Origin of the sequence: Erythrobacter sp. JK5 (genome assembly GCF_018205975.1) — a bacterium.
In the GTDB taxonomy this organism is placed as follows: domain Bacteria; phylum Pseudomonadota; class Alphaproteobacteria; order Sphingomonadales; family Sphingomonadaceae; genus Erythrobacter.
Window position 1 is genome coordinate 1,979,498 of record NZ_CP073577.1, and the last position, 21,491, is coordinate 2,000,988.

Here is a 21,491-nt window from a genome sequence, read left to right on the forward strand (position 1 = left end):
GCGAAACACGGTGCAGCGTTATTGCGCCCTGCAATCGCTGCCGTTGGGACAGTGCAACGCGGCGCATGAACAGCGCCCGAATCTGTGCCGGGAAGCGGCTCTCAAGTCGAGACCGGGGTGCCACCAAACGGTGGGAAATCGCGCGAAAGCGTCAGTCGGGGGTCGGGGTGACGGGGCCGGTCGCGTCCGCCCGGGCCAGCAAGGCAGCGGCGGAGATCGGCGTATCGCCCAGCGTTACAGGTTCATCGGACAATTTCGGAACCGACCGCCCATCGATCGTGATCGCCAGCGCGTCGGGGCGTCCGGTGTTGATGCGCGGCTCGGTCGCGTCGCTGGGCACTTCGAAGCGTTCGCCATTGGCCATCTGCTTTTCGAGCAGCCGGTCCCCGCCGTCCTCATAGAACCGCACCCAAATGCCGTCCTCGAGCGCGGTGAATACCACCTGCCCCGTCCCGCTCGGCGCGGCATTGGCCGTTGGCCCGGACGCGGTGGCCAGTTGCTCTGGCGGCTCCCCGGTCGCAGCCGCGTCGTTCCCCGAAATCAGCGGCGCCGGGCCGGTCCCGGCACCGAAATAGGTGCTGAAGAATGCCACCACGCCGACCGCGAGCAGCAAGGCGGCGAACGCGCCGAACCAGGCGAGCCCGGCGGACGGAAGCTTGGTCGAATCGCCCGGTTCCATCCCTCCCGCCATCACCACCCGATTGCTGTGCCGCTCGGCCATTTCCTCGCGCACGAGATCGGCGATCGCTGCGTCGTCGAGCCCCACCTCGCGCGCGTAGGTTCGGGAAAATCCGATCGCATAGGTGCGCGACGGGAGCGACTCGAAATCGCCGGCTTCGATCGCCTGCAGGTGGCGCAGCGGAATACGGGTTTCGGCGGAAACGTGGTCGAGATCGACCCCCTTTTCCTCGCGCGCAAGGCGCAACCGGTCGCCCGCCCCCAAAAGGGGCAGCTCCTCGGCTGCATTTTGCTGATCGTTTGTCATGACCCGGTCCACGGTTCGATGTGGCTATCGTCCTATATACGCACAAAGTCGGTGCGAGCGCTACGTGTCAATGATTCGCGGACGCCGGCGGGGTCTCATCGGGCGAGCCGCCCCGCAGCCCGGCTGGGCCGCATTCGCGGACGATCACTCGCCTTGCCCGTGCGTTCAATCGAACTCGATATCGCGCTCGGCAGCCCATGCGGCGAGCTCGCTGCGGAGGTCCATGGCGGGCTCGTTCAGCCAGCCGTTCATGACCTCTGCAATTTCCGCGAGATCGACCTTGCGGACCAGTTCCTTGATCGGGCCGACCGCCGCCGGCGTGATCGACAGCCGCCGGAACCCGATCCCGAGCAGCGCAAGCGCCTCGAGCCGTCGCCCGCCCATCTCGCCGCAGACAGCCAGATCGACCCCGCTGCCGGTGGTCGATTGCACCACCCGCCGCAGGAACCGCAGGATCGACGGGCTGAGCCAGTCGTAGCGCTGGGCGATCTTGGGATTGGCGCGATCGGCGGCGAACAGGAACTGCGTCAGGTCGTTGGTGCCGATCGAAAGGAAGCTCAGCTTGGGCAGCAGCACGTCGAGCACCTCGGCGAGCGCGGGCACTTCGAGCATCGCGCCGAAATGGATCGCTTCGGGCAGCAGTTTCTTGTGCTTGCGCAGAAACTTGAGCTGTTCGTCGAACACCGCCTTGGCGGCGTCGAATTCCCACGGCTCCGACACCATCGGGAACATGACGTAGAGCGAACGCCCGGCACTCGCTTCGAGCAGCGCGCGGGCCTGCGCCTTCATCAGCCCCTCGCGCTCCAGCGCCAGCCGGAGCGCGCGCCAGCCCATCGCCGGGTTTTCGTCCTGGTCGGCGATTTCCGACGCGAGATAGGGTACCGATTTGTCGCCGCCGATATCGACCGTGCGAAAGATCACCGGCTTGTCGCCCGCTGCATCGAGTACGTCGCGATACAGCCGGGTCTGCTTTTCGCGCTGCGGCAGAGTTGCCGAAACGAGGAACTGGAATTCGGTGCGAAACAGCCCGACCCCGTCCGCGCCGGTCATTGCCAGCGAGCTGATATCGTCGCGCAGCCCGGCATTCATCATCACCTGGATGCGCGTGCCGCAGCGCGTAAAGGGTTCAACGTCGCGCAGCTCGGCATAGGCAGCCTGCTTCTCGCGCGACTTGGCGAAGCGCGCCTCGAAAGCTTCGGCGACCGGTGCGGTCGGACGGATCGTCGCCGTTCCGGCAGCGGCATCGAGCAGGATCTCGTCGCCGTCGCGAATGAGCCCGCGAATACCCTGCGCGCGGCCGAGCACCGGCACGCCCATGGCGCGTGCGACGATCACCACGTGCGCGGTCAGCGAGCCTTCTTCGAGGATTACCCCCTTCAACCGGCGGCGATCGTATTCGAGCAGCTCTGCCGGGCCGAGATTGCGCGCAATCAGGATCGTATCGTTGCGCAGTCCCTGCGAAGCGGCCGTACCAAGCTGGCCGGACACGATCCGCAGCAAGCGGTTGGCCAGGTCCTCCAGATCGTGCATCCGGTCGGCAAGCAACGGGTCGTCGATCTCGCGCATCCGCATGCGGGTGTGCTGCTGGACCCGCTCGATCGCGGCCTCGGCAGTAAGCCCGCTGTCGATCGCCTCGTTGATGCGCCGCGACCAGCCTTCGTCATAGGCGAACATCTTGTAGGTCTCGAGCACCTCCTCGTGTTCGCCGCCGACCCCGAATTCCGCCTGCCCTGCGAGACCGTCGATCTGTTCGCGCATCTTGTCAAAAGCGCGGTAGACCCGCTGGCGCTCGGCTTCGGTATCCTCTGCCACGACCTGGGTGATCTGGACCCGGGGCTGGTGATAGACCGCCTGCCCCACACCCAGCCCGCTGACCAGCGTCAGGCCGCCGACGCTCAGCATCCCGGTCTGCCCCTCGGTCAGCCCGCGCGCTTCTTCCTCGTCGATCAGTTCGGCATTGGCGATCAGTTCGGACAGTACCATCGCAGTGGTCTGCAGCGCTTCGATCTCGACGTCTTCATAGCGGCGCGGATCGACATGCTGGACGCACAAAACCCCGACGGCGCGTTCGCGGTAGACGATCGGCACCCCGGCAAACGAATGGAATTTTTCCTCGCCGGTTTCGGGGCGGTACTGGAAGTCCGGATGCGCCTTGGCCTCGGCCAGGTTGAGCGTTTCGACATTGTCGGCAATCGTCCCGGTCAGACCTTCGCCGATCGCCATCCGGGTGACGTGCACTGCGCTCTGGTTCAACCCGCGCGTGGCGAACAGTTCGAGCATGCCCTCGCGCAGCAGGTAGATCGAGCAGACCTCGCTGGAGAGGCATTCGCCGACGATCTCGACCACGCGATCGAGCTTGGCCTGCGCGTACATGCGCGAGGCCATGACTTCGTGCAGTCGCGTGAGGATTTGGCGGGCAGCGGCGGTGGCGGTCATGTCTTGACCGGACTAGAGAAGCCGCACGCCAAAATCAAAGCATGCGAGAGCGGGTGAAGCGCTTTTCAGGGCATGGCGCGTTCAAGTGCGGCCGATTTCTTCCTTCAATCGCAACTTCTGTTTCTTGAGATGTTGGATCGTCGCGGCATCGGGTGCGGGGCGGGCCATCTCTTCGCGAAGCTTGGCTTCGAGGCCGGCATGTTTGGATTGGAGCGCAGTAACGTGTGATGCAGCTGCGGACGACGCCATAGATGATCTCCTTCACTGTCGGGGGGCTGCCCCCGGGGAGCGACTCGTCCGTTGCGGACGAACCGCACAATTCAATCAAACCACAAGATGATTAACTTGCAAACCTATTCATTCGGGTGAATCGGTACCACCACCGCTGCGCACGGCGAGCGGACGGAAAAATGGCACGAAGGGATCGGACCGGCGGATGAATGAGCAGGAGCTTCGCAAACGGCTCGAATTGCTCAAGACCGAGCACCGCGATCTCGACGCGGCGATCGCGGCCTTGACCGAAGCGGGCTCCACCGACCAGTTGCAGATCGCTCGGCTCAAGAAGCGCAAGCTCCGGCTGAAAGACCAGATCGCCATCATCGAAGACACGCTGCTGCCCGATATAATCGCGTGATTCAAAACCCTTGGTCGACGTTGCGGCACGCCCGGACGGGTTAACGCAGGCGCGATTCTGTCTCGCTGCGGGACGCATTTCGATAAGGCCGGGAAATCATACTTATGGGTCTGGAGAAGCACCGACAGCAGGCGTAGCGACCGGAATTGCCATGACTCGCACGACCAGCCTTTCCCGCCCGATTATCGAGGCGCTGTACAACGAGGCGCTGGTGCTCGCCGACGAGGTCCGGGCGGTATTTGCGATGGGAACGCGGGAACCCGATATCGGGGACGACACGCTGGTGCGGCTCGCGCTCTCCACCGAAGGACTCAAGACCACAACCCGGATGATGCATGTGCTGGCATGGCTGCTGAACCAGCGCGCGTATTTCTCCGGCGAGCTGAGCGAAGGCCAGGTGCGCAGGCACGGGGCACTGCCGGAAGATCGCCCTGCCGATCCCGCCCAGCTGCAACTGCTCGAAGAGGGGACGTGCGACCTGATCGAGGAGACCGAGCGACTGCACCGCCGCATCGCCCGGCTCGACGCGGCGTGGCGCAGGAATTTCGAGCTCACCTCTCCGGTGCGCGCGTTCCAAGAACGGATCGGGCGCGAGTTCGAGCGGGGCTAGGCCGCCGCCAGCGCCTTGCGCCAGCGTGACAGGCGCTCCTGCCGCCGCGCGTCGTCCATGTCCGGTTCGAACCGGGTCAGCGTTCCCCGCATCGCTTCGGCAGCGCTTGCCAGATCTGGCTGGACGCCGGCGCCCGCCGCGGCCAGCATCGCAGCGCCGAGCGCGGTGGTCTCGACAAAGGCCGGGCGTTCGACCGTGATGCCGAGCATGTCGGCAAGGTCCTGCGCCATCCAGTCGTTCGCCGCCATGCCGCCGTCGATCCGCAGGGTCTCCCACGCCGTGCCGTCGGCGGCAAAAGCCTCGGCCAGATCGTGGGTCTGGTGCGCCATCGCTTCCAGTGCGGCGCGCGCCAGCTGTGCCTTGCCGGTGGCGAAACTGAGCCCGGTGATCACCCCGCGCGCATCCGCTTTCCAGTGCGGTGCGCCGAGGCCGGACAAGGCGGGCACGATCGTGACTCCGCCCGAATCCGGGATCGAGCGGGCGAGCTCTTCGGTCTGGCTTGAAACCTCGACGATCCCGAGCGAATCGCGCAGCCATTGCACAAGGCTTCCCGCCACAAACACCGAACCTTCGATCGCATAGGTCCGCTCGCCCTCGATCTGGGTCAGCACCGTGCCGAGCAGGCGGTTCTCGGACCGCGGGATCGCGATGCCCTGATTGGTCAGGACGAAGGCACCGGTGCCGTAGGTTGCCTTCGTCTCGCCAGGTGCGAGGCAGGCCTGGCCGATCGTCGCAGCCTGCTGGTCGCCGGCGAGACCGGTAATGGGTATGCGCCTGCCGAACAGCCCCTCTGCCGTCTCGCCCAGCGCACCCGACATGTCGATCACGCGGGGCAGCGCTGAGTGCGGCACGCCGAACAGGTCGCACAGACCCGCGTCGAATTGCGCGCCGCCCAGTTCGAGCAGCAGCGTGCGGCTGGCATTGCTGGCGTCGGTCACGTGATCGCCGCCAGTCAGTTTGAACATCAGCCAGCTTTCGATCGTACCGAAGGCGAGCGTGCCCTTGTCGGCCGCCGCTCGCACCTCCGGCACGTTGTCGAGCATCCAGCGCATCTTGGTGCCCGAGAAATACGGATCGAGCAGCAGGCCGGTGCGGCGCTGCATGTCGTCTTCGTGCCCGGCACCGCGCAATTCGGCACAGAACGGTTCGGTCCGCCGGTCCTGCCACACGATCGCGCGGGTCAGTGGCTCACCGGTTGTTTTGTCCCACGCCACCACCGTCTCGCGCTGGTTGGTGATCCCGATTGCCGCGATGCAGGCTGCCCCGCCCGCCTTGGGGATCACCTCGAGCGCGCAGGCGAGCGCCTTGTCCCAGATCTCGGCCGCATCGTGCTCGACCCAGCCGCTCTGCGGATAATGCTGCGTCAGTTCCTTCTGCGCACTCGCGACGAACACCCCGTCGCTGGCGAACAGCATCGCGCGGGTCGAGGTTGTGCCTTCATCCAGAACAAGAATGTAATCGGACATTGGTCTCTCCGGGCAGTGCCCCAGCCACCCGCTCCCTCCACCCTTCCACCCGGAGCCTACCGGGATATTGTCCGGGTGGAAGGGTGGAGGGAGCGGGTGGCCCCGGCTTCGAAACAAGAAATTCGACTTCTGCCGATCTCCCATCCATATGCAAGCCCATGGCAGGCATACCTCCCAAACCCTGGCCTACGGGCGAGGCCGAGCAGCTTGAACCGCTGGTCAGGCGCGTGCTCGCGCCCAATCCCTCGCCCTACACCTACACCGGCACACAGACGTACGTAGTCGGGCGGTCGGAAGGGCCGGATTGCGCGGTAATCGATCCCGGCCCGAACGAAGCCGATCACCTCGACGCCATCACCGCCGCAGTCGGTGGGCGCACGGTGCTGGCGATCATGTGCACGCACACGCATCGCGACCACTCCCCCGCTGCCGCGCCGCTCTCCGAGCGGACCGGTGCGCCGGTTGTCGGTTGCGCTCCGCTGGTGCTCGCCACCGACCTGCCGCGTTCGGACGAAGCGTTCGACACCACCTATGCGCCCGACCGCGTGCTCGAAGACGGAGAACAGATGCGCGGCACCGGCTGGACGCTGACCGCGGTCGCCACTCCGGGCCACACCTCCAACCATCTGTGCTACGCGCTGGAGGAGAGCGGCGCGCTATTCACCGGCGATCACGTGATGGGATGGTCGACCAGCGTCGTCATCCCGCCCGATGGCGACATGGGCGATTACCTGGCGAGCCTCGAAAAGCTGATGGCGCGCGAGGACACAGTTTACCACTCGGCCCACGGCGCGGCGATCACCAGGCCGAAACAGCTGGTGCGCGGCATGATCGGCCACCGTCGCCAGCGCGAGAACCAGATCCTGCGATTGCTGGGCGAAGCGGCACGTCCCGTCGCCGACTTCATCCCGGAGATGTACAAGGGTCTCGACGAGCGCCTGATCCCGGCCGCCGAGATGAGCGTGACCGCGCATCTGATCGACCTGGAGAGGCGCGGGATGGTGGCGATCGAGGGCGAGGTCTGGCGGGCGAATTGACGCCCACGACCATCCGGACCTAAGCTGCAACAAACAATCGGGGCGCTTGTATCTTCAGGGGGGAGGATCGAGCCAATGGCTACCGCCGCTGCGCCGGAAACAGGCGCTTACGCGCGTGTCGAAGGCACACGCTTCTTCGTCGTCATGGCCGTGGTCATGTCGCTCACCATCGTCGCGGGTTTCGTACTGCACCTGGCAATGGGTCGCTCCAGCTTCGCCGTGCCGTGGCCGTATCACCTGCACGGCATGATCTTCATGGGCTGGATCGGACTGTATCTTGCCCAGCACGTGTCGATATCGACCGGAAACCGCTCGCTCCACGCCGGACTGGGCAAGCTCGCCTATCTCTTCGTGCCCGCAATGGTCGCCAGCGGCACGCTGATCATGATCGTCGTTGCCCGGCGCACCGGCGGTCCGTTCTTCTTCCATGTCAGCGAGTTCCTGTGGAGCAACATCATGGTGCTGTGGTGCTTCGGCGCCCTTGCATGGTGGGCGCTGCGGCGGCGTCGCTACAGCGGATGGCACCGACGGCTGATGCTGTGCGCCATGGCGATTCTCACCGGTCCGGGCCTCGGGCGATTGCTGCCCTTGCCGCTGATGATCCCGAATTCGTGGTTGATCACCACACTGGCAACGATGATCTGGCCGGTCATCGGAATATATGCCGACTGGCACCGGGACCGCCGGGTCCATCCGGCCTATCGGTGGGGCCTCAGTGCCTACGCCGCGACCTTCGCGGTCTCGATGGCCTTGGGATACTCGCCGTTGGGGATCGCCGTCACCGAATGGGTGATCGCAGGCACGCCCGGTGCGGACAGGCCGATGGAACCGTTCCTGCCCGATGGCTTCACGATGTAAGTTGCCCCTTGGCGAAGCTCTCCGCCAGCGCGAACTTCTGGATCTTGCCCGAACCCGTCAGCGGGAATTCGCTGACCCACACCCAATGCGCCGGGGTCTTTTGCGGCGAGAGGCGCTCGCGGAGGAAGGATTTGAGCTCATCGTTCGAAGGTCGCTCCGCGCCTTCCGCCAGGCGCATAAAGGCGGCGACGATCTCGCCCCATTTCTCATCCGGGACTCCCGCCACGGCCAGTTCGGCAATCGCCGGATGCTCGAGCAGCGCCGCCTCGATCTCCGCCGGAAACAGGTTCTCGCCGCCGCGAATGATCATCTCCTTCACCCGGCCGGTGATCTTCACATAGCCGCGCGCCGACATGCTGCCGAGATCGCCGGTGTGCAGCCAGCCCTCCGCGTCGATCGTCTCTGACGTCGCCTGAGGATTGTCGTCGTAGCCGACCATCATGTTGAAGCCGCGCAGGCAGATTTCGCCCTGCTCGTCCACGGCGCAAACTGTGTTGTCCTGCGGATGGCGGATCGAGACTTCCATATGCGAGCACGGCTGACCGATCGTCTCGGTCAGGTCCGTGCCGCTATCGGACGGCCAGGCTGCGGTGATCGCGGGCGAGGTCTCGGTCTGGCCGTAGACGATCAGGATCGGCACCCCGAATGTCTCCTGTGCGGCCTGGTTGAGCGCGGGCGGGACCATCGCTCCGCCGCTCACCACGGTCTCGACGCTCGAGACGTCGGTGCCGGTCGCCTTGGCCGCTTCGATGATCGCGAAGATCATTGTGGCGACCCCGCCGAGCACTTCGGGTTGTTCGCGCTCGATCGCCTTGGCGACCGCCACCGGATCGAACACCGATACCAGCATCAAGGTCGCGCCATGCGCCAGCACACCGAGCACGCACACTGCGCTGCCTGCGGTGTGGAACAGCGGAAACGGGCACATTACGGTCTTGCCCGGTGCCAGGTCCCAGCGGGTGAACACGTCCCAGTTCGATTGCACCAGACCGTGCTGGTGCAGCAGCACGCCCTTGGGAAAGCCGGTGGTGCCCGAGGTATACTGGATCATGCAGATATCGTGCGGTTCGGTCGGCCGCAGCTCGCCATCGCCCTCGCCCGAAAACAGCTCAGCGTGGTCGGTAATGTCGATGACGAACTCCGACGCAGCGAGCCCGGCGGCGGCCTCGTCGACCACCGGGCGCAAGGCCGATCCGCGTACGTTCGGCTGGTAGTAGACCGCGCCCGAGCCCGATTGTTCGAGCACGTAGCGCACCTCGCGCGCGATGAAACTCGGATTGACGGTGACGATGGTGAGGCCCGCCATCGCCGCGCCCAGCTGCACCAGCACCCATTCGGGGCAATTGCCGCCCATGATCGCGATCCGCGTCCCCGCCGGGTGTCGCGCCGCCAGCGCCCGCCCGCACTTTTCGGCATCGGCGAGCAGCTCGGCATAGGTCCATTCGCGCCCTACCGTCCCGTCCGCCAGCAATTCGCGCAGCGCCTTGACATCGGGCCGCTCAGCCACCTGTTCGCGCAGCATCGCTTCGATCGTCCGCTCGCGATACTCGGTGTCGGCCTGTGCCGGGCAATAAGCCTCGGCAAGATTCAGTTCGTACATCGGTTGCTCTCCCCGCGTTTGGCTAGCACAAGGAGGCTCGCAAATCGCACCGAAATCCCTATGTCGGGCGCGCAACAGCTAGCGGGGTCAGTCCATGAGCATCGAAACCAGGGTTCCAACGGGCGACGACCTGCTCGCCGAGATCGACCGGCTGCGCAAGGAGCGCAACGCGGTGATCCTCGCGCATTACTACCAGACGCCCGATATCCAGGACATCGCGGATTTCGTCGGCGACAGCCTCGAACTGTCGCGCAAGGCGGCGGACACCGATGCCGACGTGATCGCGTTCTGCGGGGTCAAGTTCATGGCCGACACCGCCAAGATCCTCTCGCCCGAAAAGATCGTGGTGCTGCCCGACATGGATGCCGGGTGCAGCCTCGAAGACTCATGTCCGCCGGAGAAGTTCAAGGCCTTCCGCGAGGCGCATCCCGATCACATCGCTCTGACCTACATCAACTGTTCGACCGAGGTGAAGGCGCTGTCCGACGTGATCGTAACCTCTTCCAGCGCCGAGACGATCCTGCAGCAGATCCCCAAGGATCAGAAGATCATCTTCGGCCCCGACCGGCACCTCGGCGGCTGGCTGTCGCGCAAGTTCGACCGCGAGATGCTGCTGTGGCCGGGCGTGTGCATCGTGCACGAGGCGTTTAGCGAAACCGAGCTGCTCAAGCTGATGGAACAGCACCCCGGTGCCCCGGTCGCCGCGCACCCCGAATGCCCGCCCGCGATCATCGAGCACGCCGATCATGTCGGCTCGACCAGCTCGATCCTCAAATTCGCCAAGGAATTCGAAGGCGATACGCTGATCGTCGCGACCGAGCCGCACATCATGCACCAGATGGAAAAGGCGCTGCCGGAGAAAACTTTCATCGGCGCGCCCGGCGCGGACGGCAACTGCAATTGCAACATCTGCCCCTACATGGCGCTCAACACGATGGAGAAGCTCTACGTGGCGCTGCGCGACCTCGAGCCGCGCATCGAGATCGACGAGGACTTGCGCCTCGCCGCCAAGAAGAGCCTCGACAAGATGCTCGAAATGGCAAGCAGCACTGTGGGCAAGGGCGATATCGGCGCGGTCGAGATCGAGGACGTGCCCGCCGGCGAAGTGCCGAGCGGAGATTGAAGCGCAACCATAACAGCGTCTCGGGCGTTTAGTCGCACATGACCGCGCAACTCCGCTTCTGGCTCGCGCGCCTTCGGGCGAATTACTGGTTCTATCCGACGCTGTTTTCGGTGGTCGGGGCGATTCTCGGTTTCACCATGGTTGCGCTCGATCGCGCTGGCTTCGGCGCGTCGCTCGAACACTATGAATGGCTCGTGCCGGTACGCCCCAGCGGCGCGGCGGACATTCTGAGCGTCATGGCGAGCAGCATGATCGCGATCGCTTCCACCGTGTTCTCGATCACCATCGTCGCGGTGTCCTTCGCCAGCGGCACCTACGGCCCGCGCCTGCTCGCAAACTTCCTCGAGGATCGCGGCAACCAGATCAGTCTCGGCACCTTCGTCGGCACCTTCGTCTATGCGATGATCGTGCTGCGATCGGTGCGCAGCGAGGACGAGACGCCGGTAGAGGGGGTCACCGCCGGCGCGGACATGGCTGCATCGGGCTTCACCCCGCAATTGGGCGTGCTGGTGGCGTATTTCCTGATGGCGCTGTGCATCGGCGTCTTGGTGTTCTTTCTCAACCATGTGCCCAGCTCGATCCGGATCAACAAGGTCCTCGAATCGATCGGGGAACGGCTGATCGCGGCGATCCGCGACAAATATCCGGTCGAAAACGAGTTTTCCGACGCACGCCCGTCCGAAGGCGGCGATCCGCTTCTTGGCGAGGACACCGGCTATATCCAGATGATCGATTACGACGCGCTCGAGCAAGTGGCGCGCGATTGCGGCGGAACGTTCTCGCTGAGTGTGCGGACCGGCGATTTCGTGCATCGCGGGCTGCCGCTGATGGACGTCGACGGCTGCGATCCGGATGCGGTGGCCGAAGCTGTGCGCGACGCCTTCACGCTCGGCCCGGTGCGCACGCCCGAACAGGATCCGCAGTTCCTGATCGACGAGCTGGTCGAGATCGGGCTGCGCGCGCTTTCACCCGGGATCAACGATCCCTTCACCGCGATCACGGCGCTGCACTGGCTGGGCGCTGCGACGTCGGAAATCGGGCGACGGGACCTGCGCAAGGATGCGTGCGACGACGACAGCGACACCGACGCCGATCGGTGCCCGGTGATCCCCTGCGCCGACGGGTTCGAGCACTACGTCACGCGTGGTTTCGGCGCGATCCGCAGCGCGGTCGCGACCAGCGTCACCGCCTCGCAGGTGATGTTCGATACGCTCGCCAACGCTGCCGCTCCAATTCGCGACGAGGGACGTCTTAGGGTGCTGCGCGAACAGGGCAAGCTGCTGATCGAACAGGCCCGCACGGTGCTGGAGGGGCCCGACCTGGACCTGATCGAGCAGCGTCACGAAGCCTTCGACCGCACCTTCTGGCGTTAAGGGCGGATGGCCGGCTGTGGCGGAATGCGCGCCGCGCTGGCCCGTGCCACCACCAGCGCGCTGCCGAGCAGGACCATCCCTGCGATGTCGAGCGGCAACAGCACTTCGCCGAACCGCGCATAGCCGATCACCGCCGCCACGGCAGGCTGGGTCAGCAGCGCCAGCCCGATCACCAGCGGCGGGAAGTGTCCGAGCGAAAACACCAGCAGACCCTGCCCGATCAGCTGGCTGGTGACGAACAGGATCAGGATCGGGGTCCAGTCGGTCGGCCACACCGGCTCGCCCAGCGCCAGAGCAAGTGCGAGCAGGAATGGACAGGCGAAGACGCTGACCCAGACCAGCAGGCTCCACGATCCGAACCGCGCGCGTTCGCCTTGCAGGGTCAGCAGGTAGACCGCGTAGAGCACCCCTGCGGTCAGGCAGAACAGGTCACCCGCGAAGGTCTGCGTCGAGATTTCTAGGCTGCGGCCGAGCAGGATTCCGGCCCCGCCCAGCGCGCAGGCGATCGCCAGCCATTCCAGCCCGCGCGGCAGCATGCGGGCCATGATGAAGCCCCAGAACAGCAAAATAATCGATCCGGCATTGCCGAACAGGGTCGCATTGCCGAGCCGGGTCATGCCGATCCCGATATGCCAGCTGGCAAGGTCGCTCGCGAAGGCAAGCGCGCCGATCGCGACCAGCACCAGCGTCTTGCGCGGCATCCCGGTCAGTCGCTGGCCGGCCATCCGGGCGAACACCACCAGGAACGGCAGCGCCAGGAACAGCCGCCAGAACCCCGCGCTGACCGGGCCTGTATCCGCCTCGCGCACGAGCCACGGGCCGATCGCCAGCGCGAAGTTCCCCGCCAGCAGCGCGGCGAGCAGCAGCCAGCCCTTTGGGCTGACAAGCTTTCCTTCGCTTGCCCCCTCTTTTTCCATGGTTGCGCCCTAGCCCCATCGCCTCCAAGTGGATAGCCAATTGCAACCCAATGGAGGAATGCCACGCATGCACGACGCCCTGTTCCAGCCGCTCACGATGGGCGCGCTCGAAGCCAGAAACCGCATCTTCATGGCCCCGCTTACCCGGGGCCGCGCCGCCGATCCGATGTTCGTGCCCAACGCGCTGATGGCGACCTATTATCGCCAGCGCGCGGGCGCCGGGCTGATCCTGACCGAAGCGACCGGGATCAGTGTCGAAGGGCTCGGCTGGCCGTCCGCTCCCGGCATCTGGAGCGACGAGCAGGCCGACGCATGGAAGGCGACGACCAAGGCGGTGCACGATGAAGGCGGCCTGATCGCGCTGCAGCTGTGGCACATGGGGCGGATCGTCCACCCCTATTTCCTCGACGGGGAACCGCCGTTTTCGGCGAGTGCGACCAAGGCTCCGGGCGAAGCGCATACGCCGATCGGCAAACAGGAATACGTCACCGCGCGCGAAATGACGAAGGAAGACATCCAGCGCACCATCGCCGACTATCGCCGCGCGGCGAAAAACGCGAAGAAGGCCGGGTTCGACGGCGTGCAGCTCCACGGCGCGAATGGCTATCTCGTCGACCAGTTCCTGCGCGACGGGACCAACCATCGCACCGACGAATATGGCGGCTCGCCCGAGAACCGCACCCGCTTCATGCGCGAAGTGCTCGAAGCGATCGTCGATGTGTGGGGCGCCGACCGGGTCGGCATTCGCCTGTCGCCCAACGGCGATTCGCAGGGTACCGACGATAGCAACCCGCCGGCGACTTTCGGCGCGGCGGCGAAAGTATGCGAGGAACTGGGCCTTGCGTTCGTCGAGCTGCGCGAGCCGGGACCGGACGGAACCTTCGGCCAGACCGACGTGCCCAAGCAAAGCCCGCTGATCCGCGAGCTCTATTCGGGCGCGCTGATCCTCAATTCGGATTACGACGCCGCGCAGGCCGAAACCGACGTCAACAGCGGCAAATGCGACGCGGTAAGCTTTGGTCGCCCCTACATTTCCAACCCGGATCTCGCCGAGCGGATCAGGGTCGGCGCGCATCTCAACCCGAACAAGGACGTGCCCAAGAGCTGGTATTTCCCGATCGCGCAGGGATACGTCGACTATCCCACGCTCGAACAGGAACAGGCCATCGCCTAGCCGGTTCGCGGGAGTGGCCCGCGCGCTATTGTTCTTCGGTCGGTTCGGCGCTTTCGGGCTCCGGATCGACCGGTTCACCCTCCTCGTCACCCGTTTCCGCATCGCCGGACGCGCCGGACGAAGCCGCAGGGTCGCCGGCCGCGCCCGCCGGGCGTTCGGCTGGGGGGGACTGCGACCGCAGGTCTTCGAGGTGCAGCATCTCGTCAGAGATGGAACCGCCGAGCAGGTCGCCAGCAACCTCGCCGCCCTGTTCAACCGCGCCCGGATCGGCATCGTCTGCGTCACCGCAGGCAGCCGCAAGCAGGAATGCAGGCAAAGTGAGGAGGATCGCCGGTTTCATCGGCACGCCTTTCGCCCCGTTTTGTCGAGCGCGTCAAGAAAATCATCCGCGCGCGCGATCAGGGCCTCGTCCCATTGCGCCTGCGACACGCTCTTGCCGAGCCGGGCCAGGCTGGTGACGCCGAATTCCTCGATCCCGCACGGAATGATTCCGCCGAAATGCGACAGGTCCGGGTCAAGATTGACCGAAAAGCCGTGCATCGTCACCCAGCGGCGCACGCGCACGCCGATCGCACCGATCTTTGCTTCGCTGCCGTCGATATCGCGCGTCCAGATGCCGACGCGACCGTCTGCGCGCCATGCCTCGACGCCGAAGTCCGCCAGCGTTGCAATCACCCAGCCTTCGATCGCGTGGACGAAACAGCGCACATCCCTGCCGCGCCGATTGAGATCGAGCATCAGGTAGCCGACCCGTTGTCCCGGACCGTGATAGGTGTAGCGACCGCCGCGCCCGGTCTCGACCACTTCGAAGCGCGGATCGACCAGTTCGGCCGGATCGGCACTGGTGCCCGCGGTGTAGACCGGCGGGTGTTCGAGCAGCCAGATCAGCTCCGCAGCCTCGCCCGCCGCGATCGCGCCATTGCGCGCTTCCATCGTGTCGAGCGCCTGCTTGTAGGGCACAGCCGTGCTGTCGCGGCGCCATTCGACGCCCGCTTCACCCGATATTGGCTGTGCATTGCTCGCCATGGCAATTGCGTGGGAGCATCGGGCACGGTTATCAAGAGGGAATGACGCCTAGGGCCGCTCCGCACGGGAGCGGACACAGCAATCGGGGGACGAAGGACATGCAACTCAACATGGGACAGGCGTGGAGCGATGCCACCGGCATCCTCGGGGCCAATCGCGACACCGTGCTGGCGGTCGCGGGGCTGTTCTTCTTCCTGCCGAGCTTCACGCTGGCGCTGATCGTTCCAGAAGCGATCAACCCCGCACCGGTCAACGCGCCTCCCGGCACGGACCCGCAGGTGGCGATGAACGCCGCGTGGGAAGCGGTGGCCAAACAGTACATCGACAATTGGCCGTTGTTCCTGCTGCTGTCACTCGCGCAGTTCATCGGGACCCTGAGCCTGCTCGCGCTGCTGACCGACCGCGCCCGGCCGACAGTCGGCGAAGCGCTGCAACGCGGGCTCAAGAGCACACCCTCCTATCTCGCCGCCCAGATCTGTGTCGCCTTGTTCGCGGGGGTGGTGGTGGGCGTGCCGCTCGGCCTGCTGGGAGCCTTTGCGCCCCCGGCGCTGACCATCATGGTCGGGCTGGTGCTGGTCCTGGTGCTGCTTTATCTGATGATCAAGTTCTCGCTGATTGCCCCGGTGATCGCGATCGAAAGCGAGCTCAACCCGATCAATGCCATGCGTCGGTCGTGGCAACTGACCAAGGGGAATTCATTCCGGCTGGTCGCGTTCTTCCTGCTGCTGATCATCGCCATCGGGGTGGTTTCGCTGCTCTTCACCCTCGTCCTCGGCACCGTGTTTGCCGCGTTCGGCGATCCGGTCGCGAATATCGGCACCGCCTTGGTGTCGAGCCTCGTCAACGCGGCGGTTGCCGTGCTGGTGCTCGGAGTGCTCGCCGCGATCCACCGGCAACTCTCCGGATCGACCAGCGAGGCGGTGGCCAATACCTTCGAGTGATCAGCTGGCGGGTCGATCGCCCTTCCACGCCCAGTAGAGCGCGCAGGGCAGGATGTTGAGCCATTCGAAGCCGCTGTCGATCCGATCGAAATGCGGCGCGGCTTCGTCCCGCACGGTCGATGAGAACTGGTAGGCGAGAAATGCGCCGCCCGGCTTGAGCACGGCATGCGTGGCCTTGGCAATCGCGGCGCCGACGCCGCCGGGCAAGGTCGAGAACGGCAGACCCGACAACACGTAATCGGCTGAATCCACACCAAGATCTGCAAGGACCGCTTCGACATCCTCGGCCGATCCCTGCACCGCGTGAAAGCGTGGGTCGCGAATGGTGCGCGAGAGGTAGTCGATGAACAGCGGGTTGGTATCGATCGCGATGAAGGTCGCATCGCCGCGCATCCGTTCGAGCACGGGACGGCAGAACGTGCCGATCCCCGGGCCATACTCGACGAACACCTCGCACCGCCCCCAGTCGACCGGTTCGAGCATCCGCCGAATCGTGAAGCGCGACGACGGAATGATCGAACCGACCATGCGCGGATGTTCGAGGAAGCCGCGAAAGAACACAGCCCATTGCGCCGCATATTGACGCCAGCGAGCGCGCCAGCCGGCCCTGCCGCCGAGAGCCAACTCGTTCGAAGTCATGCAATTCTCCAGATACTCTGATCGCTCGCGCCGCTCGGCAGCCCTGTGTCCGACCTTGCAGAGCCGCAATCGCATTGCAAGCGTGGAGACGCTGGCCTAGCTGCGATCTGCGATGGCCGATGCCGATTCCGAGATAAGGGCGCAGCGCGCCAGCGCGATCACGGGTTCAATCCCGCGGGGCAGGATGGCGTTGCTGTTCACCGTGATGCTGGTGACGGCTGCGGGCAACACCGCAATGCAATCGGTGATGCCTTCGATCGGCACCGCGCTCGAGGTCGACGATGTCTGGATCAGCCTCGCCTATAGCTGGTCGGCGCTGCTGTGGGTGTTTTGCGCGCCGGTATGGGCGCGGCGATCGGACCGGCGCGGGCGCAAGGCGATGATGGCGCTGGGCCTGATCGGATTCGTCGTGTCGATGGCGCTGTGCGGGCTGGTGCTGTGGGCCGGCCTGTCGGGATGGATTACCGCGTTCTGGGCCCTGCTCGCTTTCGCCGCCGCGCGCAGCCTGTATGGCGGCTTCGGCAGCGCCGCACCGCCGGCGGTCCAGGCCTATGTGGCGGCGCGCACTCCGCGCAGCGAACGGACGCAGGCGCTGTCGCTGATCGCTTCGAGTTTCGGGCTGGGCACCGTGATCGGTCCGGCGCTCGCCCCGCTGATGGTGCTTCCGCTGCTGGGGCCGGGTCTGACCGGCCCGTTCATCTGGTTCGCCGCTCTCGGGCTTGGCGCGCTGTTCGTGCTGCGCCTGCGCCTGCCGGATGACGAGCCGCAATTCGCCGCGCGCGGGCAGGCCTATGATTCTCCCTATACGGGCGGATCGGGCGGTGCGCCGGCCGATCAGCCGCACGACGATGACGACGAGACCGAGGAAACCGGCGAACCTGCCCGGCTCAGATGGTTCGAACCGCGCCTGCGCCCCTGGGTCACCGCCGGGCTGATCGGCGGCCATGCGCAGGCGATGATCCTGGGCATATCGGGGTTCCTGGTGCTCGATCGGCTGGGCCTGCGCGACACGCCCGAAGCGGGAGCGGGACCGGTCGGGCTGGTGCTGATGAGCGGAGCGATCGCGACCCTGCTGGCGCAGTGGGGCCTGATCCCGCGCTTCGACCTGGGCCCGCGCGCGGCGACGCTGTCGGGCATCCTCGTCGCAGCCGTGGGTGTGGCCATCCTCGGCGCAGCGGGGGAACTGCATACGATCGCGCTCGGCTATGCCATCGCATCGCTCGGGTTCGGGCTGTTCCGCCCGGGCACGACCGCCGGGACATCGCTGGCGGTATCGCGCGCGGAGCAGGGCCAGGCATCGGGCATCGTCGCGTCGGTCGCGGGCGCGAGCTTCATCTATGCGCCGGCGCTCGGTGTGCTGCTCTACAATGTCAGTGCATGGCTCGGGTTCGGCCTGATCGTCTCGCTGTGCCTGATGGTGGCGCTGTTCGGCTGGAGCAGCCTCCAGGCCGACGGCGACCTCACCCGCGACCGCGACTAGAGGATTTCAAGCACGCGGTCCTGCGGCCGGCACAGTCGCACGCCCTTCTCGGTCTCGACCAACGGGCGATTGATCAGGATCGGATCGGCTACCATCGCCTCGATCACGGTATCGGCAGCGGCATCGGGCAGCCCGCGCTGTTCGGCATCGGTGCCGCGCAGGCGCAGGCCTTCGTTGGGCGACAGGCCCGCATCCCTGTAAAGCTGCACCAGCTTGTCCCGGCTCGGCGGCTCCTTGAGATATTCGACAACGGTCAGATCGACCGTCGAGAGGTTCTCCAGGATCGCCAGCGTCTTGCGCGACGTGCCGCATTTCGGATTGTGCCAGATGGTCGCTTTCATCGTCGATTCTCCCGTGAAATGGTGCCCGCTCCGCTAGCCGAGCCCCGGCCCGAAAGCCACAGTGGAAGCTTTTGCGAAAAGTTCTCAATTTCCGTCTTGCAGTTGCGAGTAAGTTGCAATAGCGACTGCGCCAACACGAAAGGAACCCGATGATTCGTCGCCTCTCCCGCGCTTCCCTGTTGCTCGGATGCGCCGCGATTTGCGCTCCGCTCGCCGCCGAAACCACGTCCGAGGCTGAGCAGCCCGAGCGCGAATACCTGCCCTCCACGATCGTCGTCTCGGGTGAACGCGAAGACTATGCCAACGATGACGGATCGAGCGGGACCAAGACGCCGACGCCGGTGATCGACGTGCCGCAGGGCATCAGTTTCATCACTTCGGACCAGCTCGAGGATCAGTCGATCCGCCAGCTCGGCGAAGCGGTGCGCTACATCCCCGGCGTCAGCCTAGAAACCGGCGAAGGGCATCGCGACGAGATCTTCATTCGCGGGCAGGAAAGCACGGCCGATTTCTATGTCGATGGCCTGCGCGACGATGCGCAATATTACCGTTCGCTCTACAATGTCGATCGGGTCGAGGTGCTCAAGGGCGCCAACGCGCTGATCTTCGGTCGCGGTGGCGGCGGCGGGGTGGTCAACCGCGTTTCGAAACGCGCACGGATCAACGGCTTCGCCGCAAGCGCCGATGCCTCGGTCGACACGTTCGGCGCCTTCGCGCTGCTGGGAGACGTCAACGCCACGCTTTCCGAAAGCGCCGCAGTGCGGCTCAACGCGACCTACGACGCATTCGACAACAACCGCGATTTCTTCGACGGCTATTTCGTCGGCATCTCGCCCACCGCGACGTTCGAGCTCGGCCCCGATACCCGGCTGTTCGCAACCTATTCCTACGATTACGACACCCGCACCGTCGATCGCGGCAACCCGTCGGACAATGGCAGGCCGCTGTTCGGTTTCCGCGACACGCTGTTCGGCGATCGCGATTTCAACGAAACCGAGGCGGAGACCCATATCGGCCGGGTCCGGATCGAGCACGATTTCTCAACCGGCCTTTCGGCCAATGCCTCGGTGCAATATGCCGATTACGACAAGGTCTACGCCAACATCCTGCCGACCGGCCTGGTCGATGTAGGCGGCGTCACCAGCGTCCGCTTCACCGGATACGAGGATAGTCAGGATCGCCAGAACTTCATCGCGCAGGCCAATCTGGTCGGCACGTTCGAGACCGGTGCGATCGGCCATACCCTGCTCGCCGGGATCGAGTTCGTATCGCAGGATTCGTTCAACGGCCGCCGCAACGCGTTCTTTTCCAACGCAGCGGGCGGAACAACCAGCGCCTTCGTCACGCCGTTGACCGACGTCTTCGCCTTTCCGGCAATCGGCCTCACCGCACCGGTCCGCGCGCGCGACAGCGAGCTCGGCGTGTTCTCCGCGTACATCCAGGATCAGGTCGCGATCGGCGAGCATGTCGAGATCATCGCGGGATTGCGCTACGAACGGTTCGATCTCGAGACGGTCGAGGCCATCACCGGCGTCCCCGGCGCACGTATCGACGAGGAATTCAGCCCGCGTGTCGGCCTGATCGTCAAGCCGCAGGACAATCTGTCGATCTACGCGAGCTATGCGACCAGCTTCCTGCCGCAGTCGGGGGATCAGTTCTTTCTGCTGACCCCGACCGAAGCCGCGTTCGAGCCGGAAAGGTTCACCAATTACGAGCTGGGCGTCAAATGGGCGCCGACGCCCGACCTGATCGCCACCGCCGCGATCTTCCGGCTCGACCGCACCAACACGCGCGCGACCGATCCGAACAACACCGGCCTGACCGTGCTCACGGGCGAAAGCCGCGTCGAAGGGTTCGAGCTCGCACTGACCGGGTCGGTGACCGGTTTCTGGCAGGCCAATCTCGGATACACCTGGCTCGACGGCGAACTGCGCAACGACAACGCGTTCGGCAGCGCGGGCGCGCGATTGCAGCAGCTGCCCGAACATCAGATCACGGCCTGGAACCGGTTCGATCTTACCGAACAGTTCGGGCTGGGCCTGGGCGTGATCCACCAGTCGCAGCAATTCGCCAGCTTTTCCAACACGGTGATCCTGCCGAGCTACTGGCGGTTCGACGCGGCGGCCTATTACACGGTCAGCGACCGGGTCAGCCTGCAGGTCAATATCGAGAACCTGTTCGACGAAGACTATTTCGCGAGCGCCCATGGTGACAGCAACCTGCAGCCGGGCAAGCCGTTCGGCGCGCGGTTCGGCATCAGGGTGGCGATGTAGCCGCGGCTATTCCTCGGGGCTTTCCGGGGACGGCACTCTCAGCGCAGGCACGCTCTGCGCGGCGTCTTCTGCACTGATGCCGGGGGCCGGGGCGGCGCTGATGCTTTCGCGGCGCTGGGCGACCCGCCCGGCCCGCTGGATCGCGTCGACCAGCCGCGGGTAGACACCGCATCGGCACAGATTGGTGATCGCGGCTTCGATCTCCAGCTTGTCCGGCGCCGGATTGCGCTGGAGCAGCGCCGCCGCCGCGATCGTGATCCCGGGCGTGCAGTATCCGCACTGGATCGCCTGTTCGGCTACCAGCGCCTGCTGCACCGGATGCGAGCGATCGCGGCTCAGCCCCTCTATGGTGGTGATGAACCGCCCTTCGGCCTCCGCGATCGTGATCCTGCACGATCGCAGCGCCGTTCCATCGACCAGCACCATGCACGCGCCGACGCAATCGCCGCCACCGCAGCTCTTGGTGCCGGTAAGGTTGGCCGCTTCGCGCAGCGCGTAGAGCAGCGGCATGTCGGGATCGAGATCGAATTCGACCGGCCGATCGTTGACGGTCATGCGCGGCATGAGCGCATCCTGTT

At 65.5% G+C, this 21,491-nt stretch carries 21 protein-coding genes; 10 read left to right on the forward strand and 11 right to left on the reverse strand.

The window, feature by feature from the left end:
• Nucleotides 1-151: 151 nt before the first annotated feature.
• The 3 genes from KDC96_RS09665 to KDC96_RS09675 form a co-directional block, all read right to left on the reverse strand.
• The gene (locus KDC96_RS09665; RefSeq protein WP_212448243.1) at nt 152-985 is read right to left on the reverse strand and encodes a helix-turn-helix domain-containing protein; all 834 of its coding nucleotides are present in this window, start codon (nt 983-985) and stop codon (nt 152-154) included.
• A 165-nt stretch (nt 986-1,150) separates the two neighbouring features.
• A complete protein-coding gene (gene ptsP, locus KDC96_RS09670; RefSeq protein WP_212448244.1) occupies nt 1,151-3,421 on the reverse strand; it encodes a phosphoenolpyruvate--protein phosphotransferase in 2,271 nt (756 codons plus the stop codon).
• Between the two features lie 81 nt (nt 3,422-3,502).
• Nucleotides 3,503-3,670: a YdcH family protein gene (locus KDC96_RS09675; protein ID WP_212448245.1), complete on the reverse strand. Its 168-nt coding sequence runs from the start codon at nt 3,668-3,670 to the stop codon at nt 3,503-3,505.
• 187 nt (nt 3,671-3,857) lie between these two features.
• Here KDC96_RS09675 and KDC96_RS09680 point away from each other — a divergent pair, with 187 nt between their 5' ends.
• On the forward strand, nt 3,858-4,055 hold the full coding sequence (locus KDC96_RS09680) for a YdcH family protein (RefSeq protein WP_212448246.1): 198 nt from the start codon (nt 3,858-3,860) through the stop codon (nt 4,053-4,055).
• A 151-nt stretch (nt 4,056-4,206) separates the two neighbouring features.
• Nucleotides 4,207-4,665, forward strand: coding sequence for a DUF1465 family protein (locus KDC96_RS09685; RefSeq protein WP_212448247.1), 459 nt, complete (start codon nt 4,207-4,209; stop codon nt 4,663-4,665).
• On the opposite strand, the gene glpK is transcribed toward KDC96_RS09685, so the two are convergent.
• A complete protein-coding gene (gene glpK, locus KDC96_RS09690) occupies nt 4,662-6,131 on the reverse strand; it encodes a glycerol kinase GlpK (RefSeq protein WP_212448248.1) in 1,470 nt (489 codons plus the stop codon). The two genes, KDC96_RS09685 and glpK, sit on opposite strands and share 4 nt — an antisense overlap.
• 158 nt (nt 6,132-6,289) lie before the next feature.
• On the opposite strand from glpK, the gene KDC96_RS09695 reads away from it, so the two are divergent.
• Entirely contained in the window at nt 6,290-7,168 is an 879-nt protein-coding gene (locus KDC96_RS09695) for an MBL fold metallo-hydrolase (protein WP_212448249.1), read from the forward strand.
• A gap of 75 nt (nt 7,169-7,243) precedes the next feature.
• Nucleotides 7,244-8,026 (forward strand): hypothetical protein, encoded by a 783-nt coding sequence (locus KDC96_RS09700; protein ID WP_212448250.1) that lies wholly within the window; start codon nt 7,244-7,246, stop codon nt 8,024-8,026.
• Here the strand turns inward: KDC96_RS09700 and KDC96_RS09705 are convergent.
• Complete coding sequence (locus KDC96_RS09705) at nt 8,016-9,626, reverse strand: class I adenylate-forming enzyme family protein (RefSeq protein WP_212448251.1); 1,611 nt, start codon at nt 9,624-9,626, stop codon at nt 8,016-8,018. The genes KDC96_RS09700 and KDC96_RS09705 overlap by 11 nt on opposite strands.
• A 94-nt stretch (nt 9,627-9,720) precedes the next feature.
• Between KDC96_RS09705 and nadA the strand changes: the two genes are divergently transcribed.
• On the forward strand, nt 9,721-10,749 hold the full coding sequence (gene nadA / locus KDC96_RS09710; protein WP_212448252.1) for a quinolinate synthase NadA: 1,029 nt from the start codon (nt 9,721-9,723) through the stop codon (nt 10,747-10,749).
• Between the two features lie 38 nt (nt 10,750-10,787).
• On the forward strand, nt 10,788-12,122 hold the full coding sequence (locus tag KDC96_RS09715) for a DUF2254 domain-containing protein (protein WP_212448253.1): 1,335 nt from the start codon (nt 10,788-10,790) through the stop codon (nt 12,120-12,122).
• On the opposite strand, the gene KDC96_RS09720 is transcribed toward KDC96_RS09715, so the two are convergent.
• Nucleotides 12,119-13,039 (reverse strand): DMT family transporter, encoded by a 921-nt coding sequence (locus tag KDC96_RS09720; RefSeq protein WP_212448254.1) that lies wholly within the window; start codon nt 13,037-13,039, stop codon nt 12,119-12,121. The genes KDC96_RS09715 and KDC96_RS09720 overlap by 4 nt on opposite strands.
• Nucleotides 13,040-13,106: 67 nt before the next feature.
• Here KDC96_RS09720 and KDC96_RS09725 point away from each other — a divergent pair, with 67 nt between their 5' ends.
• Nucleotides 13,107-14,213 (forward strand): alkene reductase, encoded by a 1,107-nt coding sequence (locus tag KDC96_RS09725; RefSeq protein WP_212448255.1) that lies wholly within the window; start codon nt 13,107-13,109, stop codon nt 14,211-14,213.
• A gap of 25 nt (nt 14,214-14,238) precedes the next feature.
• On the opposite strand, the gene KDC96_RS09730 is transcribed toward KDC96_RS09725, so the two are convergent.
• Together KDC96_RS09730 and lipB are read right to left on the reverse strand one after the other, a co-directional pair.
• Entirely contained in the window at nt 14,239-14,553 is a 315-nt protein-coding gene (locus KDC96_RS09730; protein WP_212448256.1) for a hypothetical protein, read from the reverse strand.
• Nucleotides 14,550-15,239 (reverse strand): lipoyl(octanoyl) transferase LipB, encoded by a 690-nt coding sequence (gene lipB / locus KDC96_RS09735; protein WP_212448257.1) that lies wholly within the window; start codon nt 15,237-15,239, stop codon nt 14,550-14,552. Before lipB ends, KDC96_RS09730 begins: the two co-directional genes overlap by 4 nt.
• A 98-nt stretch (nt 15,240-15,337) precedes the next feature.
• Here lipB and KDC96_RS09740 point away from each other — a divergent pair, with 98 nt between their 5' ends.
• On the forward strand, nt 15,338-16,180 hold the full coding sequence (locus tag KDC96_RS09740; RefSeq protein WP_212448258.1) for a glycerophosphoryl diester phosphodiesterase membrane domain-containing protein: 843 nt from the start codon (nt 15,338-15,340) through the stop codon (nt 16,178-16,180).
• Here KDC96_RS09740 and KDC96_RS09745 read toward each other — a convergent pair whose 3' ends face one another.
• On the reverse strand, nt 16,181-16,819 hold the full coding sequence (locus KDC96_RS09745) for a class I SAM-dependent methyltransferase (RefSeq protein WP_212448259.1): 639 nt from the start codon (nt 16,817-16,819) through the stop codon (nt 16,181-16,183).
• Between the two features lie 112 nt (nt 16,820-16,931).
• Between KDC96_RS09745 and KDC96_RS09750 the strand changes: the two genes are divergently transcribed.
• Nucleotides 16,932-18,299, forward strand: a complete 1,368-nt coding sequence (locus KDC96_RS09750; RefSeq protein WP_212448260.1) for an MFS transporter — start codon at nt 16,932-16,934, stop codon at nt 18,297-18,299.
• On the opposite strand, the gene KDC96_RS09755 is transcribed toward KDC96_RS09750, so the two are convergent.
• Entirely contained in the window at nt 18,296-18,640 is a 345-nt protein-coding gene (locus KDC96_RS09755) for an arsenate reductase family protein (RefSeq protein ID WP_212448261.1), read from the reverse strand. The two genes, KDC96_RS09750 and KDC96_RS09755, sit on opposite strands and share 4 nt — an antisense overlap.
• Before the next feature lie 149 nt (nt 18,641-18,789).
• Between KDC96_RS09755 and KDC96_RS09760 the strand changes: the two genes are divergently transcribed.
• Nucleotides 18,790-20,913, forward strand: a complete 2,124-nt coding sequence (locus KDC96_RS09760) for a TonB-dependent siderophore receptor (RefSeq protein WP_212448262.1) — start codon at nt 18,790-18,792, stop codon at nt 20,911-20,913.
• 6 nt (nt 20,914-20,919) lie between these two features.
• On the opposite strand, the gene KDC96_RS09765 is transcribed toward KDC96_RS09760, so the two are convergent.
• The gene (locus KDC96_RS09765) at nt 20,920-21,477 is read right to left on the reverse strand and encodes a (2Fe-2S)-binding protein (protein ID WP_212448263.1); all 558 of its coding nucleotides are present in this window, start codon (nt 21,475-21,477) and stop codon (nt 20,920-20,922) included.
• Between the last annotated feature and the right edge of the window lie 14 nt (nt 21,478-21,491).

Coding starts and splice junctions, on each gene's coding strand:
- KDC96_RS09695 (WP_212448249.1), top strand. CDS start 6,290: ATGGCAGGCATACCTCCCAAACCCTGGCCTACGGGCGAGGCCGAGCAG.
- KDC96_RS09760 (WP_212448262.1), top strand. CDS start 18,790: ATGATTCGTCGCCTCTCCCGCGCTTCCCTGTTGCTCGGATGCGCCGCG.
- glpK (WP_212448248.1), bottom strand. CDS start 6,131: ATGTCCGATTACATTCTTGTTCTGGATGAAGGCACAACCTCGACCCGC.
- KDC96_RS09720 (WP_212448254.1), bottom strand. CDS start 13,039: ATGGAAAAAGAGGGGGCAAGCGAAGGAAAGCTTGTCAGCCCAAAGGGC.
- KDC96_RS09755 (WP_212448261.1), bottom strand. CDS start 18,640: ATGAAAGCGACCATCTGGCACAATCCGAAATGCGGCACGTCGCGCAAG.
- ptsP (WP_212448244.1), bottom strand. CDS start 3,421: ATGACCGCCACCGCCGCTGCCCGCCAAATCCTCACGCGACTGCACGAA.
- KDC96_RS09700 (WP_212448250.1), top strand. CDS start 7,244: ATGGCTACCGCCGCTGCGCCGGAAACAGGCGCTTACGCGCGTGTCGAA.
- KDC96_RS09665 (WP_212448243.1), bottom strand. CDS start 985: ATGACAAACGATCAGCAAAATGCAGCCGAGGAGCTGCCCCTTTTGGGG.
- nadA (WP_212448252.1), top strand. CDS start 9,721: ATGAGCATCGAAACCAGGGTTCCAACGGGCGACGACCTGCTCGCCGAG.
- KDC96_RS09750 (WP_212448260.1), top strand. CDS start 16,932: ATGGCCGATGCCGATTCCGAGATAAGGGCGCAGCGCGCCAGCGCGATC.
- KDC96_RS09725 (WP_212448255.1), top strand. CDS start 13,107: ATGCACGACGCCCTGTTCCAGCCGCTCACGATGGGCGCGCTCGAAGCC.
- KDC96_RS09765 (WP_212448263.1), bottom strand. CDS start 21,477: ATGCCGCGCATGACCGTCAACGATCGGCCGGTCGAATTCGATCTCGAT.
- KDC96_RS09705 (WP_212448251.1), bottom strand. CDS start 9,626: ATGTACGAACTGAATCTTGCCGAGGCTTATTGCCCGGCACAGGCCGAC.
- KDC96_RS09675 (WP_212448245.1), bottom strand. CDS start 3,670: ATGGCGTCGTCCGCAGCTGCATCACACGTTACTGCGCTCCAATCCAAA.
- KDC96_RS09715 (WP_212448253.1), top strand. CDS start 10,788: ATGACCGCGCAACTCCGCTTCTGGCTCGCGCGCCTTCGGGCGAATTAC.
- KDC96_RS09745 (WP_212448259.1), bottom strand. CDS start 16,819: ATGACTTCGAACGAGTTGGCTCTCGGCGGCAGGGCCGGCTGGCGCGCT.
- lipB (WP_212448257.1), bottom strand. CDS start 15,239: ATGGCGAGCAATGCACAGCCAATATCGGGTGAAGCGGGCGTCGAATGG.
- KDC96_RS09685 (WP_212448247.1), top strand. CDS start 4,207: ATGACTCGCACGACCAGCCTTTCCCGCCCGATTATCGAGGCGCTGTAC.
- KDC96_RS09740 (WP_212448258.1), top strand. CDS start 15,338: ATGCAACTCAACATGGGACAGGCGTGGAGCGATGCCACCGGCATCCTC.
- KDC96_RS09680 (WP_212448246.1), top strand. CDS start 3,858: ATGAATGAGCAGGAGCTTCGCAAACGGCTCGAATTGCTCAAGACCGAG.
- KDC96_RS09730 (WP_212448256.1), bottom strand. CDS start 14,553: ATGAAACCGGCGATCCTCCTCACTTTGCCTGCATTCCTGCTTGCGGCT.